The sequence below is a fragment of the Agrobacterium burrii genome (assembly GCF_017313405.1).
Lineage (GTDB): Bacteria > Pseudomonadota > Alphaproteobacteria > Rhizobiales > Rhizobiaceae > Agrobacterium > Agrobacterium burrii.
The window spans coordinates 41685-58578 of sequence record NZ_JAFLNA010000006.1 but is presented as its reverse complement, the minus strand read 5'-3'; the positions used below and the strand labels follow the sequence as shown (position 1 = coordinate 58578).

The following is a 16894-nucleotide window of genomic DNA, read 5'->3' as shown; positions in this document are numbered from 1 at the left end:
GAAAAATTCGGTCGCGCTCAGGCGGAAAGACCGCAGGCGTTCAGCATGGTTTTGAGCTTGGTCTGCACTTCTGCCCATTCGGATTCGGGTTCCGAGGCCTCCACGATGCCGGCACCGGCGAAAAGCCGCACGGTCTGGCGCTGCACGGTGCCGCAGCGGATCGTCACTACCCATTCGCCGTTACCCTGCGCATCCGTCCAGCCGACCATGCCGGTGAACAGGCCACGCTCGAAGGGTTCAACGAAACGGATGAGACGATGGGCGCGCTCGGTCGGGAAACCGCAAACGGCCGGTGTCGGGTGCAGCAGGCACGCCAGTTGCAGCGCGTTGGTTTCGGGATCGGCAAGACGGCCTTCTATGCGCGTGGAAAGATGCCAGAGCGCGGCCGTATTGATGAGGGAGGGTTTTTCCGGAACGTCGAGTTCCGCGCAGCATGGCGAAAGCAGCGAGCGGATATCCTCGATCACCAGACTATGCTCGTAATGGTCTTTTTCCGACGCCGAAAGCCGGTCCGCATTGGCATTGTCCGCCACCGGGTCGGTCATGCGTTTTGCCGATCCGGCCAAGGGGTTCGAGATGATCTTCTCACCCTGCTTGCGGATGAGCAGTTCCGGGCTGACGCCGATCAGGTCGCCGCCATCTGGAAGCGGAATACGGAACTGGTAGCCCTCGCGATTCTGCTTGGCGAGGCTGGCCAGCAATCTTTCCACATTGACCTCGGAGGCGAAGGTCAGTTCACGCATGACGGAAAGCACCGCCTTGCGCACTTCGGAATGGCGGAAATTGATGATGGCATGCTCGACGGCATGTTTGAAACCGGCCTCGTCCGGCAGGCTGTTCTGGCCGACAAGCGCCGGCATGGCCGAATCAGTGGCAACCGGAACCGCTTCGCGCGGGCTCCACTCATAGTTGTTGGGGATGTAAAGGCATGATGGTTCGCTGACATCGAAGGGGATTGCGCCGATAGCGATCGGATTGTCCTGTCCAGCCCGATGCGCCTGTTCGAAAGCGCCCTTAATCGCCTGCTGCAAAGGGCTTGCCATGTCTTCGCCACCGCGGGCTGGAAGGGTTATCCTTTCGCGAATACCTTCGGCCCGCAACTGCCCCGTGCCGGAGGTGAACAAAAATTCTCTATTAAAATCAGTAATTTCGTCGGATTCGACGTCATTCGTCCTGAGTGCTCCCGTTTTCATGGGATGCCTCCTGTTCGAGTGGTTGACGATGGCTTATACTTGATTATGATAATCATGTTTTGTCAATCGGTGCAAACTCACATGCTAAATTTAACCCCGATGCAGGTAGCCTATTGGGTCGGCCGAGAGGCAGATGGGATACTCGGAAAAGTTACGCCCCATCTCTATCTCGAGTTCGAGGGGCGGGCGTTTGACGTGGAAAAACTGGCTGTTGCGGTCGAAAAGCTTTGCCGGCGTCACCCCATGCTGAGCCTCAGGATCGATGCTGAAGGGCGTCAATCCGTCGATCCTGCCGGCAGGCCGCTCCGCCTTGATGTCGAGGACCTGGCCGCCCTCGATTCGGAGGCGCTTGCGCACCGGCTCGAGGCAAAACGGCGGGACTGGAGCCATCGGCAAACGGATCTGCGCATCGCATCACCGGCGGCGGTCTCGCTCAGCCTGCTGCCGCAGGGACGCAGCCGGCTGCATGTAGACACCGACATGCTGGCGATCGATCCGGCCAGTGTGCGGATCGTGATGGAGGACCTCGCCCGGCTTTACGAAGAGGGCGAAGGCAAAGACGAAACCGCGCTTTCGGGAGAGGTGACGCCCTCCTTTTTCGACTGGGTGGAGCGTCTTGCCTCCGATCCGGAGCAGAGGACCCTGCGTGAAAGAGACCGATTGTGGTGGCGACAGCATATTGCGGATATTCCCGATGCGCCGCCGCTGCCATTTTTGCCGGAAGACGCCACCCGTGCCGTTCACACGGATCGCTTCGCCACCACGCTTTCAGCGGCCGAACGAGGCAGTCTGGAACAGGCGGCGCGGCGTTGCTCGGTGACGACATCGGCCCTGTTGCTCGGTATTTTCGCCGTGGCGCTGTCGCAGGCGACACAGGCGCAGAAATTCAGGCTCTCCGTGCCGGCTTTCTGGCGTGCGCCGCTGGTGGAAGGGGTCGATGGCATCGCCGGCGAATTTTCCAATGTGCTGGTGCTTGGCGTCGATATCAGGCCGGATGAAAGCCTCGAAGCGCTGCTCCGGCGGTTGTTTAACGAGATGAACGACGTTCTTGCCCATCAATCCTATCCGGGCGTCAGCGTCATGCGTGACCTCTCGCGTCTGCGCGGCGGTTTGCAGACCTCGCCAATCGTCTTTACCGCCGGTGTCGATCTGGGGGGAGGAGAGCTGTTTTCGGAAAAGGTTGGGCGGGTGTTCGGTCAGATGGTCCATACCGTCTCGCAGGGGCCGGGTGTCGCGCTGGATGCGCAGGTCGCGGCGGTGGATGGCGGATTGCTGATCAACTGGGATGTGCGGCTCGACGCCCTGCCGGAACGCTGGCTCCGCGTCCTGTTCGACACCTACACTGCCCTTCTTCGCCAACTGGCTGCCAGCCCCGATCTCATCTCCGCGAATGCGGAGCGATTCGGCGCACAGGTGTCGAAAGCCACAGCCGAAACAAAAGGAAAACTGATGGAACGCCCGCTCTCGCCCCTGCAACAGGCCTATCTTCTTGGTCGTGGCACCCATCTGCCGCTCAGTGGCGTGGCGATGCAGGAGTTTCGCGAATATCGTGGCAGCATCGATCCGGCGCTGCTTCAATCGCGTCTCGCCGCAATGGTGAAGCGGCATGAGAGCCTGCGCACCCGCATCGACGAGCGGCGTCTGTTGCAGGTCGTCAGCGAAGAGCTGAAGATCAACCTTGATATTGTTGATCTTTCCGCCCTGTCTCCCACCGAAGCGGAAGCGCGGATGGACGCCGTGCGCCGTGATTTTTCTCATGCCCATTTTGATCTTTCCGCCTCTCCCTGGCAGGTCACGGTCTTCCGCCTGCCAGCGCGTGAGGCAACGGCTGACCGTGTCGTGGCCTTCCTGCGTTTTGATGCGCTTATCCTCGACGGGCGAGCCATCGCCAGCCTGGCGGCGGAACTTTTCGACGGCGTTCTGCCCTTGGAAACCGCTGCTGCCGTAGCCACGCCGCAGGCGGATATCGCGGCGGCTCGTGCCGAGGACGCCGCCTATTGGGCTGACAAGCTGAAGGATGCGGAGGTACCCTCGCAACTGCCGTGGAAGGCCGCGCTCGAGACCATTTCCGTTTCCCGCTACAGCCGCCAAAGCCTGACGGTGGAAAAGCAGCGCTTCGCCGCCTTTTCACGCATCGGCGCAAAAGAGCGGCTGTTCAAGAATTCGGCGCTGACGGCGGTAATCCTCGATGTGCTGTCGCTCTGGCTGAACGAGGGGGCGCTTGTTGTCGGCATTCCCGTTGCGCCGCAGGTGGAAGGGGCTTTTGCCAATCGCTCAAGCTTCATCGCGGTCAAATGGGAAGGAGCCAAGGGCGAGTTTGCCGAGCGGGCCGCGGGGCTGCAGACGGATGTACTGGAAGGGCTGAACCACCTCGCTTTTTCCGGTATCGATCTTAATCGCGTGCTTCTCAACGCCAATGCGGGCGGGCTCGCTTTGCCTGTTGTCATCACCAATGGCCTAACTTGGCCGACGCTGTCGTCCGAATCGACCATGCGCTGGACGGATGGTCTCACACAGACGCCGCAGGTGGCGCTGGATTTCCGCTTTTCACAAAATCCGCAGGGTGATCTCGTCCTCGATATCGACTATGCGGAAGAGGCGATCGATGCCGCGATGGTCGGGAATATTCTCGCTGCCATCGAGCGCACGATTGCCGCGATCACGGATAGCGGCGCTTACTCTTTCAAAGCACGCGATATTGTCGATCTGTCCCATTATCGGCTGAATAGCGACGAGCGGAGTTTCGTCTGCCCGCCATTTCTGGAACGGATCGCCGCGCATCTTTTCGAGGGTGACCCGTCGCGCACCGCGCTCGTCAGCGGCAAAAGGCGCATCTCCTACGGCGAACTCGGTGAGATGGTGGCCGGGGCGATGGCGGGCTTCAAAGCCCGTGGTATCGGTCGGGGAGATGTCGTGGCGGTGTGCCTGCCGCGCAGTCCTGAACATACGGCTATCACACTCGCCGCAGCACTGACCGGCGCCATCTGGGTGCCTGTTGATGCCAGCTCGCCGGAAGACCGGCTGTGCTATCTGCTAACCAATTGCCGCCCGGCCATCATCGTTGCCCGCAGCGTTCCGCAGGGCTTCGAGGCCGTCGATCCGGAGGTGCTTCTCGCCACGCCCGCACAGGCGGGAACGCCTGTTGCCCTGGCGGAACTGGGGGCGCTTTCCCGCAGCGAGGAACCGGCCTATTATCTCTACACGTCAGGCACCACCGGCAAGCCGAAATGCGTCGTGCTTTCCAACCGCGCCACCGCCAATGTCATCGGCAGCACGCTTGCTGAATGGGCGGTGACGGAAAAAGACGTGTTCATTTCCGTCACGCCGCTGCATCACGACATGTCGGTCTTCGATGTTTTCGGCGCGCTGGTCGCAGGCGCGACTCTGGTGCTGCCGGAACCCGGCGAAGAAAAGGATGCGGTGCGCTGGAACGAACTGGTGGCCGAACATGGCGTGACGCTCTGGTGCTCGGTGCCGGCCATCCTTGAAATGCTGCTGTCCTGCCGCCGTGGCGACCAGCTTGCTTCACTCCGGCTCGTGGCGCAGGGCGGCGATTACATCAAGCCTGCCATCATCGAAGAGTTGCGCCGGCTGAAGCCCGATCTGCGGCTGATATCGCTCGGCGGCCCGACTGAAACGACGATCTGGAGCATCTGGCACGAGATTGTTGCGGAGGATGTCGCGGCCATCCCCTATGGCCATCCCCTGCCAGCCAATCGTTATTTCATCCTCAACGATCAGGGCCAGCACTGCCCGGCGGGTGTGGTTGGCCGCATCCATACGGTCGGCGTGAATGTGGCGATCGGTTATCTGGAGGACGGCGCCATCACCCAGACTGATTTCGTCACGGTGGATGATCCCGAAGGCAAGCCGGTGCGCGCCTTCCGTACCGGCGACCGGGGTCGCTACCGGCCGGATGGCAAGATCATGTTTGCAAGCCGGGTCAATGGCTACGTCAAGGTGCGCGGCGTGCGCGTCTCGCTGCCGGATGTGGAAAACGAACTCATTCGCCATCCCGCCATCCAGCGGGTGCTGGTGGTGGATTATGGCGTCGAGCAAAAGGGCGAGGCGGCTATTGGCGTGCTTTATGTCACCGCGCCCGGCCTGGAACTCTCCAGCGCTGATCTGCGCAATTTCGCCCGCAGCCATCTGCCGGAATCGCATGTGCCCGGCCGGCTTCTCAAGGTTGATGACCTGCCGCTTTCGGCCAATGGCAAGCCGGATCGCCGCCGGGCGCGGGAGTTGCTGATGGCTGCGGTCGTTGGCGCGGAACCGGTAAAAATCTCCGCACCTGCGGCTGCCGCTGTCGATCAGGGCGACCGCCGGGTGCTGGATATCTATCTTGGCGTGCTGGGCAAAAAATCGGCGATGGTGGATGCAGGCAGCGACCTGCTCGCGCTTGGCCTCCTGCCATCGCATCTGAAGGCCGTTTCGGCAGAAATCCGCACCGCCTTCGGCGTTGAACTGACGCCGCAGCAGCTTCTGCGGTGCCGCAACGCCAGGCAGGTGACTTCGCTTCTGGCTGCGAAGGCGGCGTGATCCCAACCATTTCGGGCGGCGCCCGGCAACAGGAATAGTTCAAGGAAAAACAGATGGCGCATATCGATCCTGCCGGCGGCTGGCTTCCACTGACCCAGCCGCAACTCGATTTCTGGGAGGAGTTTTCCTTCCATCCCGAAGAGCCGGTTTCCACCGTCGCCCACTACATCGATCTTTCCGGTGCGGTGAACGAAAGCGCGCTCCTTCAGGCGATCACCCGCACGGTGCGCGAGTCCGAGGTTCTGTCGATCCGTTTTCGTACCGGTGAGGATGGCGAGACGCCGCAGCAATGCTGCGATGCCGGCCATGCCCCGGTGGTGGCGCTTGTCGATCTCCGCACGGACCCGGCGCCCTTTGAAGAGGCGCTGCGACGCATGAACGCCGATGTGGAGGCGAGGCTGGATCTCAGAACCGACAGGCTTTCCGCGCAGCTGCTCTACCGTATCGCCGATGATCGTTATCTCTGGTACATCCGCGCCCATCACATCGTCGTTGATGGCTATGGGTTGACGCTGGTGGAGCAGCGCTGCGGCCAGCTTTACGGGCATTATTGCGGCAAGGGCGAAGCGGGACCGGATTTCCACCCCTTCGCCAGTTTCCTTGCCGAAGAGGATGCCTACAGGCAGAGCCGGCGTTTCGAAAAGGACAGCGATTTCTGGACGGACTATCTCGTCGCATCCGCCGATCTGCCCGTGCTGGACAAGGATTGCGAAGATTACGGCGGCGGCGGCCTGCATGCCGATGCGGCCTTGCCGCAGGGTTTCAGCACGCGGTTACAGCAGATAGCCGGCCGTCTGGAAATCGGCTGGCCTGATCTTCTGGTACTGCTGTCCGGTCTTTATCTTCACCGGGTCCTGCCGCGTCCGGATCGTGACGTGCTGACCTTGTGGCTGCCTTTCATGAGCCGCTGGGGCAGTGTCGGTGCGCATATGCCGGCCATGCTCGTCAATATCCTGCCCTTCCACCTCACGATCGAGCCGCAGGAAAGCGTTGGCGCATTTCTGGCGCGCAATGCCGCTAATCTGCGCCGCCAGCGCCTGCATGGCCGTTACCGCATCGAGCAGATTGCCGCCGACCGGGAAATATCGAAGGGCCGGCGCTTTTTCTTCTCGCCGCTCATCAATGTCCTGCCCTTCAGCGCGCCGGTCTTTGCCGGGCTCGGCGTCTCACGGCACATTCTTGCCAATGGTCCCGGCGATGGGTTCAACCTTACCTTCCGTGGCGAAGATGACGGCAGCGATCTGGACCTGCATATCGATGCGGATTCGGCACTGACGCAAGCGGAGGATTTCGCGCGTTATCGCGAGGAACTGCCATTGTTCCTCGATGCCATGTTGCAGGGGGAAGCGCTGACGCTTGCGGTGGAAGAGGCGTCCTCGAGCGTCCGTCTGGCGGTTTGAGCGACTGATCTCCGCCCTGCCGGATTTGATCCGGTGTGTCGGCGCGTGGATGCCGAGGCTGTGACGATACTTTCGCATCAGCAGTCATAAGCAAAAAAATAACCCGGCCTCGCAACGCGAAGCCGGGTTTTCCATTTGCCTTTGTGCGTTTCAGGCGAGCGTTGTCAGCACCTTGCTCGAAGCGCCGGCTTCGGCAAAGCGGCTGAAGACGCCGCTGGTAGTGTTGCGCAGCCGCTCGACGTCGTTGGGTCCGTAACGGTCGGAGCGGTAGCTCATCAGCACGCGGATGGAGCGTTCACCGCCGATCATTTCTTCCATCACCTCGAATTGCAGGCCAAGCATGGATTCGTGCTTGTCAGGATCGATCTGGCGGAACTCCACCGGTTTGCCATCTGGTCTGGCAAGCGTGCCATTCAGCTTGTTCCTGGCGTGAATCTGGATGAAGACCTCGAACAGATGGTCGCGGCCCGGCGTCATGCCCAGTGCTTCCTCAACGAGATCGATCGGGATTTCGCTGTGTTCCAGCGAACCGTTGATGGTGTTCTTCACCGAAGAAATCAGTTCGCCAACGGTCATGTTCTCGCCGAAGCGCACGCGATGGGCAACGACCGTGGTGAAATAGCCGATGGTGTCGAAATAACCACTATCCGTACGGCCCGAAGCCGAGGTGCCGACCACGAGATCGGTCAAGCCACCCAGGTGACGCAGCGATGCGGCGATTGCCGCATAAACCACGTTGAACAGCGAGGCGCTGTTCTGTTTGGCAATGGCGTAAAGCCCGTCGCTGACGTGCTTCTCAAGCTTGAATTCGACCCAGCCGCCCGCCGGTGCTTCGTCCTGCGATGCCTCGTGCGGCGCGCTACCCTGTCCGTTGAGGGCAAGGCCCTTCGGCGCATCCCGCAACATATCGGTCCAATAGGCAAGGTGGCCGGTATTGACGCCTGATACGACCTGTTTTCTGGCAAATTCATGGAAGGGGGCAGGGTTGGTTGCAAAGACCGGGGCCTTGCCCGCCGCCCTTGCCCTATAGGCCTCGGTCAGTTCGTCCATCATCAGGTTCACCGACCATTCGTCCAGGACGATGTGGTGGAAGAGGAAGGACAGCACCTGCCTGCCGGTCTGCGCATCCCGCAGGAAGCGCAGCCGTATCGGCAATTCACGCGCAAGATCGAACCGCCAGCCGGCTTCCGAATGCCGGTCCACGCCTTGGCTTTCTTCGCTGGTCCAGAACCATTTGTAGCCGGGCAGATCATGCATCGGCACGATCTTCTGCAGCACCGTGTCGTTCTCTACGTAAAAATGGGTCCGCAGGCCGGGATGGCGCTCGATGATGTCCAGGAAGGCGCATTCGAAAGCGTTTTCATCGACGGGATCGAGAAAATCGAGCGCGAAGGGGATGTTGAATATCTCGCCGAAACCAAAGGCGGCATAGGCCTTCCAGAGAGACATCTGCGCCAGCGAGAGCGGCGCGGTCTGTGAGCCGGTTTCCGTCGCTTCCGCATGCGCAGGCGCTGCAGTTTCGAGGCGGGTCGCCTGGGTGGCGAGCGCGGCGGCGGTTGGATAGCTGAACAGGTCGTTGAAACGCAGCTCTATGCCGTGATTGCTGAGCAGACGTCCGATGATGCGGGTGGCAATCAACGAATGACCGCCGAAATCGAAGAAATCATCGTCCGGTCCCATATCGGGTGAGGCGAGCGCCTCGCGGAATTCGGCAAGGATGGCGGCGGCGGTGGCGTCATCGCCAAGGGGGGCGGATAGGCGAGCCGGCTGCTCCGGTGCTGCGGAGGCATTTTGAGGTACGATGCCGGAAAAATCCGCGCCGCCTTCGAGATGGCTGACAAAACGCTCCAGGAGGAAGGCCGTCGCATGCGGCGACATTTCCTTACCGCCCGTCAGTTCGAGACGGATGTCGCCAGCGACTGTCGGGCCGGCGGCAAGGGTGAGGCCAAGACCGGATTGCAGGGAGGGCAGGAGCAGGGGTTCGAACTGGAGGCCATGCTCCGATACGGGCTGAACAGGTGCCGCCAGCGCATGCAGCGTGAAGGTGGTGGCCTCGTCATCATTGCCGTTTCGCTGTTCCAGTCCCGCCAGTACGGCTTTTTCAGCCTGTTCGGGCGATTGGTGACGCGAGATCGACATCCGTGATGCAGCCTTCGCTGAAGGTGGCGTAGCGGCATCGGATTGCAGGCGGAGCGTCACGGTTTCGGGACCGTCGCCTGCTGCGAGGAACAGGGCGAAACGCGCACCGGCACGTGCCAGAAGCGCATTCGTCGCGGTAGAACTGTTGAGGCCGAGCAGGGTGGCGGGAAGATCGACGCCGTGGCTGTGGCTTGCCGGCCTCTCCGGCCTGTTTTGCCGCAACGCCACGACGGCTGAGCCGGAGGCCGGGCGCTGCAGCCAGCCGAGTGGAAGCGGGTTGATGTCGCCATCTTCGACCTTGCGAGCGGAAAGCGGTTTCGGTGTCTCACCGGCATAGGCGGCGGAAATGCCATCCAGCAATATCTTCGGTGAAAGGACTTCGCCGAGCAGACCATGGACCAGAAAGGCCAGCAGGATTTCCCCTTCATTCAACAGCACCACCGCCTGGAAGGATGGGTCGGTTTCGGCGTCGAAGGGCCTTGCCTGAAGGTCGTGCAGAAGGGCGAGGGCTTCCGCTGACGATCGCACCTGCAGCAATTGCACATCGGATGCGGACAGCGCTTCGATGCTTTTTGAAAGGGCGCCATCCTCTCCGAAAGTAAAGCGTGCGCGAAGCTCGGGCCAGGCTTCGCCGATCGTCTTCAGCGCTGCGGTCAGGCGCAACAGGTCGCATTCTTCACCGATTCGGTAGGCGAGAAGATGCCGGAAGACCTGATCGGGATCCTGAAACTGCTTGAACCAGATCCGCTCTTCATATTGGCTCGGCGGTACTGCATCGCCTCTGTCGAAGCTTTGTTCGATGCGACGTGCGAGCATACGCGTATTGTCTGCTGCCATGGTCCTCTCCTTGGACATGTTCCGGGAAATGTTCAGGGACATCGCGCCAGGCGCGAAAAATCCTGTTGGCGGGGATCAGTCTCCCACGCGCGCCGGTTTGATCAGCGCCTGCCAGGCGGCAAGCGTGGGCTGGCGGGCCAGATCGTCATAGTCGAGACGCGTTCCGGCAAGCCGCGAAAGCGGCGGGATGAGGCGCATGAGGGCAAGCGAATGAAGCCCGTGGCCGAACAGGTTGTCCCCCGGTTCGATATCGCGCACCTCATCCTCCAGAACCCCGGCAAGAAGGGCCTTGAGGTCCGTCAGCATCGTTCCCGCCTCCAGCATGGCATCTGCCGCGACCGCCGGTTCATTCATCGAAATGATCGTGAACGCCGCTGGCGCCCCGCCGCCAGTAACCGGAGGCGCGCGTCCATTTGGGGTTTGCACCGAATTCTTCGATCAGGAGGGTGCGTACCTCCTTTGCGGTCTTCGATTCGCAGGCGACCCAGCTGCAGAAATCACCCTTCGGCAGCTCAAGCTTGCGCAGCGCGCCCGTCAATGCGTCGTGATCGGTTCCGCTTGCGGTGTTTTGCGTCACCCAGACGATCGAAGCATCAGCCTTTGTGGCGATGTCCAGACGATCCGCATCCGTCTCGACCTCTATCAGCGCCACGGCCCGTGTGCCTTGCGGCATTTCTTCGAGCCGCCGCGCCAGCGCCGGAAGGCCGGTATCGTCGGCGATCAGCAAATGCCAGTCATAGGTGAAGGGAACGGTGAAAGAGCCGCGTGGACCGGCGATCCACGCCCGGTCGCCCACTTTGGCGGCTTTCGCCCAGTTGCTGGCGGGGCCTTCATGATGGGTGGCGAAATCGATGGCGAGTTCGCCTTTCTCTGCATCGAAGCTGCGCGGCGTATAATCGCGCCCCAGCGGGCGCGGCGCGCCTTCCGGGAATTCAAGGCCGTTCGGGCCGATCACCGGCAGGTTCGGCTCGGTTTCGCCGGGAAGCGGGAAGAACATCTTGACGTGGTCGTCAAAACCGAGGCTCGCAAAGCCCTCCAGTTCCGCTCCGGTGAGGACTATGCGCACCATGGACCGGCTGAGCTGTTCCACCCGCGCAACATCGAGGCAGCGCAGCTTGACGGCGTGGCGATGACGTTTCGGAGTACGGTCCGGAACGGCGGTTTCAATGCTGTCGGTTATGCTCATGCTGTTGTCTTTCGTGGGATGTTGCCGACGGGTTCGGCAGTCTCGCTGTCCCGGATCGGCGTGCGGGATGATCGCTAGTCGGAAGTGTCATCCGGTGCGATAATCCGGCATCGTTGCGTCAAGATGTGTAAACCATAACAGGCGCTTCCGACCGTCGCAATATAACTTTACACAAAAACTCAAGTTTATGGCCGGCACATGAAATACGCGCCGGTACGCGCTGTTTTCAAGAATATCAGGGCCGGCCCGCCCAGCCTTCCACCGCGTCCAGCGTGTGCAGGGCGCTGGGAATGGAAGGCGTCGTGACCCTGGTGGAATCGAGGAACACGATCCTGCCTTCGCGGGCCGGTTTCACGAAACGTTCCCAGCCGGGAATGATCTTTTCCAGTGCCGCGCGCGTTCCATCCTCGCCGCGGGCAGGGCTGTTATAGCTGTTCATCACCACCAGCAGATCAGGATTGAGTTTGCCGAAAGCCTCGGCGCTCAGCGGCATGGTAAGGGTGGAGCCAAGCCCGCCGGAAGAGGCGGCGTTGTCGATTTTCAATCGGGCATAACCCAGATCCTCCAGTGCCTGCACTGCGCCGGACATGTCGCCGACAGCATTGATCTGGTCGGTCAGCAGGATCGCCAGATAGGTCTTGCCTTTGACATCATCGCCCAGCGTCTTTTTGATGGCGGCAAGTTCGGTGTCATAGGCCTTCCGGCGTTCGGCGAAAGCGTCGCTCCGCCCCACGAGACCGGCAAGATTTTCTTCCACGTTGAAACCATAGGCATGGCCGGTGCTGACCTTTTGCAGATAGACGGGGGCTATGGTGGAAAGCTGCTCGGCCTTGCCACCATCCATTTCCGTTGCCACGATCAGGTCCGGTTGCAACGCCCGCAGCTTTTCGAGATCAATCTGGCCGACTGCGCCAAAACCTTTGGGTTTCGTACGGCCTTCGCCAAGAACGGTATCGATAAAATCGACGGCGGTGGCGAATTTGCCGTCGCTATTGCGACCATAGGCACCGACCACATTGGCGCCGAGATCCATCAGCGGCACACCCAGGAGCGGTTCGTGCATGACGACGATGCGCTGCGGCTTTTCCGGAACGGTGACGGTGCGGCCGGCGGCATCGGTCACGCTGCGCTCGGCGGCAAGGCTCGTTCCAGCGGCCAGAAAGGCGGCGAGTAGGATGGCAATTCGCATGGCATTCCCTTTATTCAGTTCATTTAATGGCTGTTGGTTCTGCGCAACGCCTGCAGGCGCAGCGTGAGGATGAAAAGCGGCACGCCGATCAGCGTCAGCGCAAGGCCGATCGGCATCGGCGTATCAGCCACCAGCCCGCGCGACAGCGTATCCGCGGTTACCACCAAGATGCCGCCGGTGAGCCCCGACAGGAAAAGCCTGGCGCGGCCGACGGCGGGCGAAACGAAAGTGGCGAGATGTGGGGCTATGACGCCGAGGAATGTGAGCGGGCCGACCGCCGTGACAGATGAGGCACTGAGGATAACCGCGAACACGATGACGAGCGGGCGTGAATGCCTGACGGTTTCGCCGAGCGCCATGGCCATCTCGTTGCCGAGATCGAAGACCGCAAGTGCCCGACCGAGCAAAAAGATGCCGGCGAGACTTGCGGCAAAGAGGGGAGCAAAAACGAGATTGGTGGACCAGCTTGCCTGAAACAGCGAACCCGCCATCCAGTCGGCCAGTGAAAGCGAAGTTTCCGCCGGCGTGTAAAGCAGAAGCACCGAGGAAACGGACGAGAGGGCGGATTCGATTGCGATGCCCATCAGCAGGATGGCCAGACCGCTCGATCGTTCACGTCCAACGAGGGTGATCAGGAGGAAGGCCACTGCCAGACCGCCGCCGACGGCCGCCAGCGCTACCATGGTTTTCGGCGCTGCCGGTATCAGCACCAGAAGCAGCATGATGGTGGTCATCGACCCCTGGCTCAGACCAAACAGGCCGGGATCGGCGAGCGGATTGCGGGCGACGGATTGCAGCATGGCCCCTGCCAATGCCACGCTCCAGCCGGCCATGAAACCGAGCAGAATGCGCGGCAGCCGCACCGTCCATAGTGCATAGGCCTGATCGTCGCCCAGATGCCCGCCGGCAAGGCCGCGCAAAAGATCGAATAGACCCGTTTCGGTATTGCCGAGGCTAACGGATATGGCGGCGAGCACAAGCGCCAGCCCCATCAACGCGAGGCCGGCTTTCAGATTGCCGATGCCGATTTGCAGGCCGCTGGGCAGTCTGAGCACCGCTTTGCCGTCGGTGGCGAAATGGCGTTTCATGACAGCCCCCTTTGCGAAGGCGAAAGATAGAAGCGCTTGACGATGACAATGAAGACGAGGCCGCCGAGCAGATCCATGAACAGCCCGGTATTGACCACATAAGGCGCAAACAGGGTCTGCGCACCAAGATCGGCCAGCACGCAGAGAGCCGCGCCGACAAGGGCGGAAGCTGGCAGAGCGAGCGTGAAGTTCACCCCCACCAGCGGCCGGATCATATGCGGCACGATAAGGCCGACGAAACCGATTGGGCCGCAGATCGCCACCGCTGAGCCCGACGCCAGCATGGTGGCGAAGAGCGCGAGCCGGGAAATACGAGTCACGTTCACACCGGCGGAGGCGGCTTTTTCCGCGCCCAGCAGAACGAGCGTCAGCGGCCGGGCGACCGACAACAATATTGCCAGCGCAATGGCTCCGATCCACCAGAAATCGGTGAGCCGTGCGGCATAGACGTGGTTGATATTGCCGCCCACCCAGCTCAGAAATTCGCTGCGCCGTGTCGGATTTGATAACAGCAGGGCATTGGTCACGCCGATCAGCAGCATCGAAACCAGAGCACCCGCAAGGATGAGCGACAGGCCGCGCGGATCGTTTGCCCGCCCGGCCAGTCGGGCGACGAAGAAGCAGGCGCCAAAGCCGAGACCGGCGCCGGCGAGAGCCGCTAATCCCTGCACGTCGGGAGAAAGATCGAACACCAGCGCGCCGGCAACCACAAAAAGCGTCGCGCCAGCATTCAAGCCCAGAGTAGAGGGCGAGGCGAGGGGATTGCGGACAAGCCCCTGTAGCACGCAGCCACTGACGGCGGTGGTGGCGCCCACATAAATCGCAATCAGTAAGCGCGGGATTTGCTGATAGAGAAGCACCGACTGTTCATAGGTGTCGGCCTCACCACGCCAGAGCGTCGCCGCGATTTCGGCAAGCGGCATATCGCCGGTCATGACGAGCAGATTAATAGTGAGAATGGCGGCCAGCAGCAGCGCGGCGGCAAAAATCAGCATTACTTTCGAGGTCATGCTGAAATGGCCTGTTCCTGCCGGTCCAGCCGGGGCACGCAGATGAGCCGCCCCTGACGGGAGAAGATATCGGCTTCGAGATCGAAGACCTCGGCGACATTTTCAGGGGTGACCGTTTTTTCAACCGGCCCTGACGCCAGAACCCGTCCGGCTTTCAGCATGATGACATCGTCGGCGAAAGTGGAGGCGAGGTTGAGGTCATGCAGCACGACGATCACGGTTTTGCCGTGCCTGTCGGTCAACTCGCGCACGAGGCCGAGAACGGCATATTGATATTTCATGTCGAGATGGTTGACCGGCTCGTCCATCAGGATCACGTCGGTATCCTGCGCCAGCACCATGGCAATGAAGGCGCGCTGGCGCTGGCCGCCGGATAGCGTGTTGACCTGCGCCTTCGCCTTGTCTTCCAGCCCGACGGTCTTCAGCGCCTCGGCAAAAAGCGCTCGGTCGCGCTCAGATGGACCGCCGCCAAGCCCGTAACGGGCGTAACCGGCAAGCTCAACCAACTCGCCGAGCGTCATATAGTCAGGGCAATGGCATTCCTGCGGCAGATAGGCGATGCGGCGGGCGAGTTCCCGGCGTCCGATTTCGCCGATCAAACGCTCGCCAAGTCTTATTTTGCCTGATGACAAGGGTACGAAACCCATGATGGTTTTTAACAGCGTCGACTTGCCGCAGCCATTGGGGCCGACCAGCGCCGTCACCCGGCCGGTTTGGAAGCGGGCGGACAATCCTCTCAAGACGGGGACGTGTCCGTAGCTGGCGTGAAGGTCCGTCGCATCAAGCACCGGATACAACTCCTGTTATTCATGCGGCCATGCGTCGAGACGCCGCACAGCCGTTATAAGCATTTGAATTTAAATATCGATCTTGCGAAAAACGGGTCTCGTTCAGGCAAGCGCGACGCTCTGATCTTGAAGTAACACTAAACTATAGTAAAACTCTCCACAAATCGAAATTTGCCGATTCAACCCGCAGATTTCTTCCCGGTTATTTCAGTCGAGGTGCATCATGTCAGTCGCAGCCAAGCTCCATGTCGGTATGTCGCTGGCCCCAACCTGGCTCAGCGGCGAGGCGTGGCGGCGCGCGGACAGCGATATAGATAGGGTGTTTTCCAGCGACTATTTCGTCGATCTGGCGCAGCGCGCCGAGGCGGCGCATGTGGATTTCGTCTTTCGGCCCGATACGCTTTTTTTGCGCACCGAGGGGCTGGAAACCGGCGGCGGATTTGCCAGCATGGACCCGACAATGCTTCTCGCCGCAATCGCCCGGGAGACCAGTCGCGTCGGCCTGTTATCCACCGTTTCGACGACCTTTCTGCCGCCCTATGTGGTTGCCCGCCAGATTCAGTCGCTGAACTGGCTGAGCAACGGCCGGGCGGGGTGGAACATCGTTACGGCGCTGGAGGGCCACGAAAATTTCGGTCTGAGAGAGATGCCGTCGCCGCAGGCGCGCTATGAACGCGCCGCGGAATTCACACACGTGGTGCGGCAGCTCTGGGCAAGTTTTCCGAACGAGGCGTTGAAGCTCGACAGGGAAAGCGGGCGTTTTGCCGATTCATCGCTGGTGCGGCCGGTGGCTCATGAAGGGCCGCACTTCAGCGTCAAAGGCCCGCTCAACCTGCCGGCCCATGCCAGCCGCATTCCGCTGGTGCAGGCCGGTGCTTCTCCCGAGGGCCGTGATTTCGCCTCGTCGGTGGCGGATGCGGTTTTTGCTTCGACGCCGGATATGCAGGCGGCCATCGAACTCAGGGCGGATCTGCGCCGAAGGGCCGAGGGGCATGGCCGCAAGCCGGATGGGGTGAAGCTGATGCCGGGCCTCAGCCTCTATCTGGCGGAGACCGGCAAGGAGGCCCAAGACCTCTTTGCGGAGACCCATGCCCGCGCCAACCGTGCCCGTGCCTTTGCCTCCATCCGCGACATGACAGGCCTAGATCTCTCTGACTGGCCGCTCACACGGATCGTAACCGCCTCGGATTTGCCATCGCCGCCTGAAACACCCAGAAGCCGCACCCATGCCAATCTGCTCCGCCGGTTGATCGAGCGGGAAACGTTAAGCGTCGGGGACCTGCTGCAACGACCGGAAGTGATGGGGTCAGGCCACTGGCAGATCATCGGCACCGTCGAGGATGCTTTTGAAAGCATTCGGGAATGGGCGCAGGCGGGTGCGATAGACGGTTTTGTCGCGGTGCCCGGCGGGTCTGTCGCTTCGATGCGGCTGGTATTGGAGCGGTTGCTTCCCAGGCTTGCCGATGCCGGGCTTTTTCGCACCGGCTATTCCGGCCACACCTTTGCGGAGCATCTGGCCGAATAG

At 61.3% G+C, this 16894-nt stretch carries 11 protein-coding genes; 3 read left to right on the top strand and 8 right to left on the bottom strand.

What is annotated here, in order from left to right; translation table 11 throughout:
• Positions 1-17: 17 nt before the first annotated feature.
• The gene (locus tag JZX89_RS12915) at positions 18-1193 is read right to left on the bottom strand and encodes an isochorismate synthase (protein ID WP_207134260.1); all 1176 of its coding nucleotides are present in this window, start codon (positions 1191-1193) and stop codon (positions 18-20) included.
• 81 nt (positions 1194-1274) lie between these two features.
• On the opposite strand from JZX89_RS12915, the gene JZX89_RS12910 reads away from it, so the two are divergent.
• Positions 1275-5732: an amino acid adenylation domain-containing protein gene (locus tag JZX89_RS12910; protein WP_207134259.1), complete on the top strand. Its 4458-nt coding sequence runs from the start codon at positions 1275-1277 to the stop codon at positions 5730-5732.
• Positions 5733-5785: 53 nt separating this feature from the next.
• Entirely contained in the window at positions 5786-7132 is a 1347-nt protein-coding gene (locus tag JZX89_RS12905; protein WP_207134258.1) for a condensation domain-containing protein, read from the top strand.
• A gap of 150 nt (positions 7133-7282) precedes the next feature.
• Here the strand turns inward: JZX89_RS12905 and JZX89_RS12900 are convergent, their stop codons facing one another.
• The 7 genes from JZX89_RS12900 to JZX89_RS12870 all read right to left on the bottom strand — a co-directional run bounded on the left by JZX89_RS12900 (position 7283) and on the right by JZX89_RS12870 (position 15378).
• Positions 7283-10108, bottom strand: a complete 2826-nt coding sequence (locus JZX89_RS12900) for a condensation domain-containing protein (RefSeq protein ID WP_207134257.1) — start codon at positions 10106-10108, stop codon at positions 7283-7285.
• Between the two features lie 75 nt (positions 10109-10183).
• Entirely contained in the window at positions 10184-10462 is a 279-nt protein-coding gene (locus JZX89_RS12895; protein WP_207134256.1) for a phosphopantetheine-binding protein, read from the bottom strand.
• Positions 10455-11294: a siderophore-interacting protein gene (locus JZX89_RS12890; protein WP_207134255.1), complete on the bottom strand. Its 840-nt coding sequence runs from the start codon at positions 11292-11294 to the stop codon at positions 10455-10457. The genes JZX89_RS12895 and JZX89_RS12890 overlap by 8 nt, the downstream gene beginning before the upstream one ends.
• Before the next feature lie 235 nt (positions 11295-11529).
• Positions 11530-12483, bottom strand: coding sequence for an ABC transporter substrate-binding protein (locus tag JZX89_RS12885; RefSeq protein WP_153515838.1), 954 nt, complete (start codon positions 12481-12483; stop codon positions 11530-11532).
• Positions 12484-12506: 23 nt separating this feature from the next.
• A complete protein-coding gene (locus JZX89_RS12880; protein ID WP_153515837.1) occupies positions 12507-13571 on the bottom strand; it encodes a FecCD family ABC transporter permease in 1065 nt (354 codons plus the stop codon).
• Complete coding sequence (locus JZX89_RS12875; RefSeq protein ID WP_153515836.1) at positions 13568-14581, bottom strand: FecCD family ABC transporter permease; 1014 nt, start codon at positions 14579-14581, stop codon at positions 13568-13570. Before JZX89_RS12875 ends, JZX89_RS12880 begins: the two co-directional genes overlap by 4 nt.
• On the bottom strand, positions 14578-15378 hold the full coding sequence (locus JZX89_RS12870) for an ABC transporter ATP-binding protein (protein WP_153515835.1): 801 nt from the start codon (positions 15376-15378) through the stop codon (positions 14578-14580). Before JZX89_RS12870 ends, JZX89_RS12875 begins: the two co-directional genes overlap by 4 nt.
• 214 nt (positions 15379-15592) lie before the next feature.
• Between JZX89_RS12870 and JZX89_RS12865 the strand changes: the two genes are divergently transcribed.
• Positions 15593-16894, top strand: a complete 1302-nt coding sequence (locus tag JZX89_RS12865; RefSeq protein WP_207134254.1) for an NtaA/DmoA family FMN-dependent monooxygenase — start codon at positions 15593-15595, stop codon at positions 16892-16894.

What these genes read in the sequence shown, in the direction of transcription:
- JZX89_RS12915 (WP_207134260.1), bottom strand. Translation starts at nt 1,193, where the DNA reads ATGAAAACGGGAGCACTCAGGACGAATGACGTCGAATCCGACGAAATT.
- JZX89_RS12910 (WP_207134259.1), top strand. Translation starts at nt 1,275, where the DNA reads ATGCTAAATTTAACCCCGATGCAGGTAGCCTATTGGGTCGGCCGAGAG.
- JZX89_RS12880 (WP_153515837.1), bottom strand. Translation starts at nt 13,571, where the DNA reads ATGAAACGCCATTTCGCCACCGACGGCAAAGCGGTGCTCAGACTGCCC.
- JZX89_RS12875 (WP_153515836.1), bottom strand. Translation starts at nt 14,581, where the DNA reads ATGACCTCGAAAGTAATGCTGATTTTTGCCGCCGCGCTGCTGCTGGCC.
- JZX89_RS12885 (WP_153515838.1), bottom strand. Translation starts at nt 12,483, where the DNA reads ATGCGAATTGCCATCCTACTCGCCGCCTTTCTGGCCGCTGGAACGAGC.
- JZX89_RS12890 (WP_207134255.1), bottom strand. Translation starts at nt 11,294, where the DNA reads ATGAGCATAACCGACAGCATTGAAACCGCCGTTCCGGACCGTACTCCG.
- JZX89_RS12905 (WP_207134258.1), top strand. Translation starts at nt 5,786, where the DNA reads ATGGCGCATATCGATCCTGCCGGCGGCTGGCTTCCACTGACCCAGCCG.
- JZX89_RS12900 (WP_207134257.1), bottom strand. Translation starts at nt 10,108, where the DNA reads ATGGCAGCAGACAATACGCGTATGCTCGCACGTCGCATCGAACAAAGC.
- JZX89_RS12895 (WP_207134256.1), bottom strand. Translation starts at nt 10,462, where the DNA reads ATGAATGAACCGGCGGTCGCGGCAGATGCCATGCTGGAGGCGGGAACG.
- JZX89_RS12865 (WP_207134254.1), top strand. Translation starts at nt 15,593, where the DNA reads ATGTCAGTCGCAGCCAAGCTCCATGTCGGTATGTCGCTGGCCCCAACC.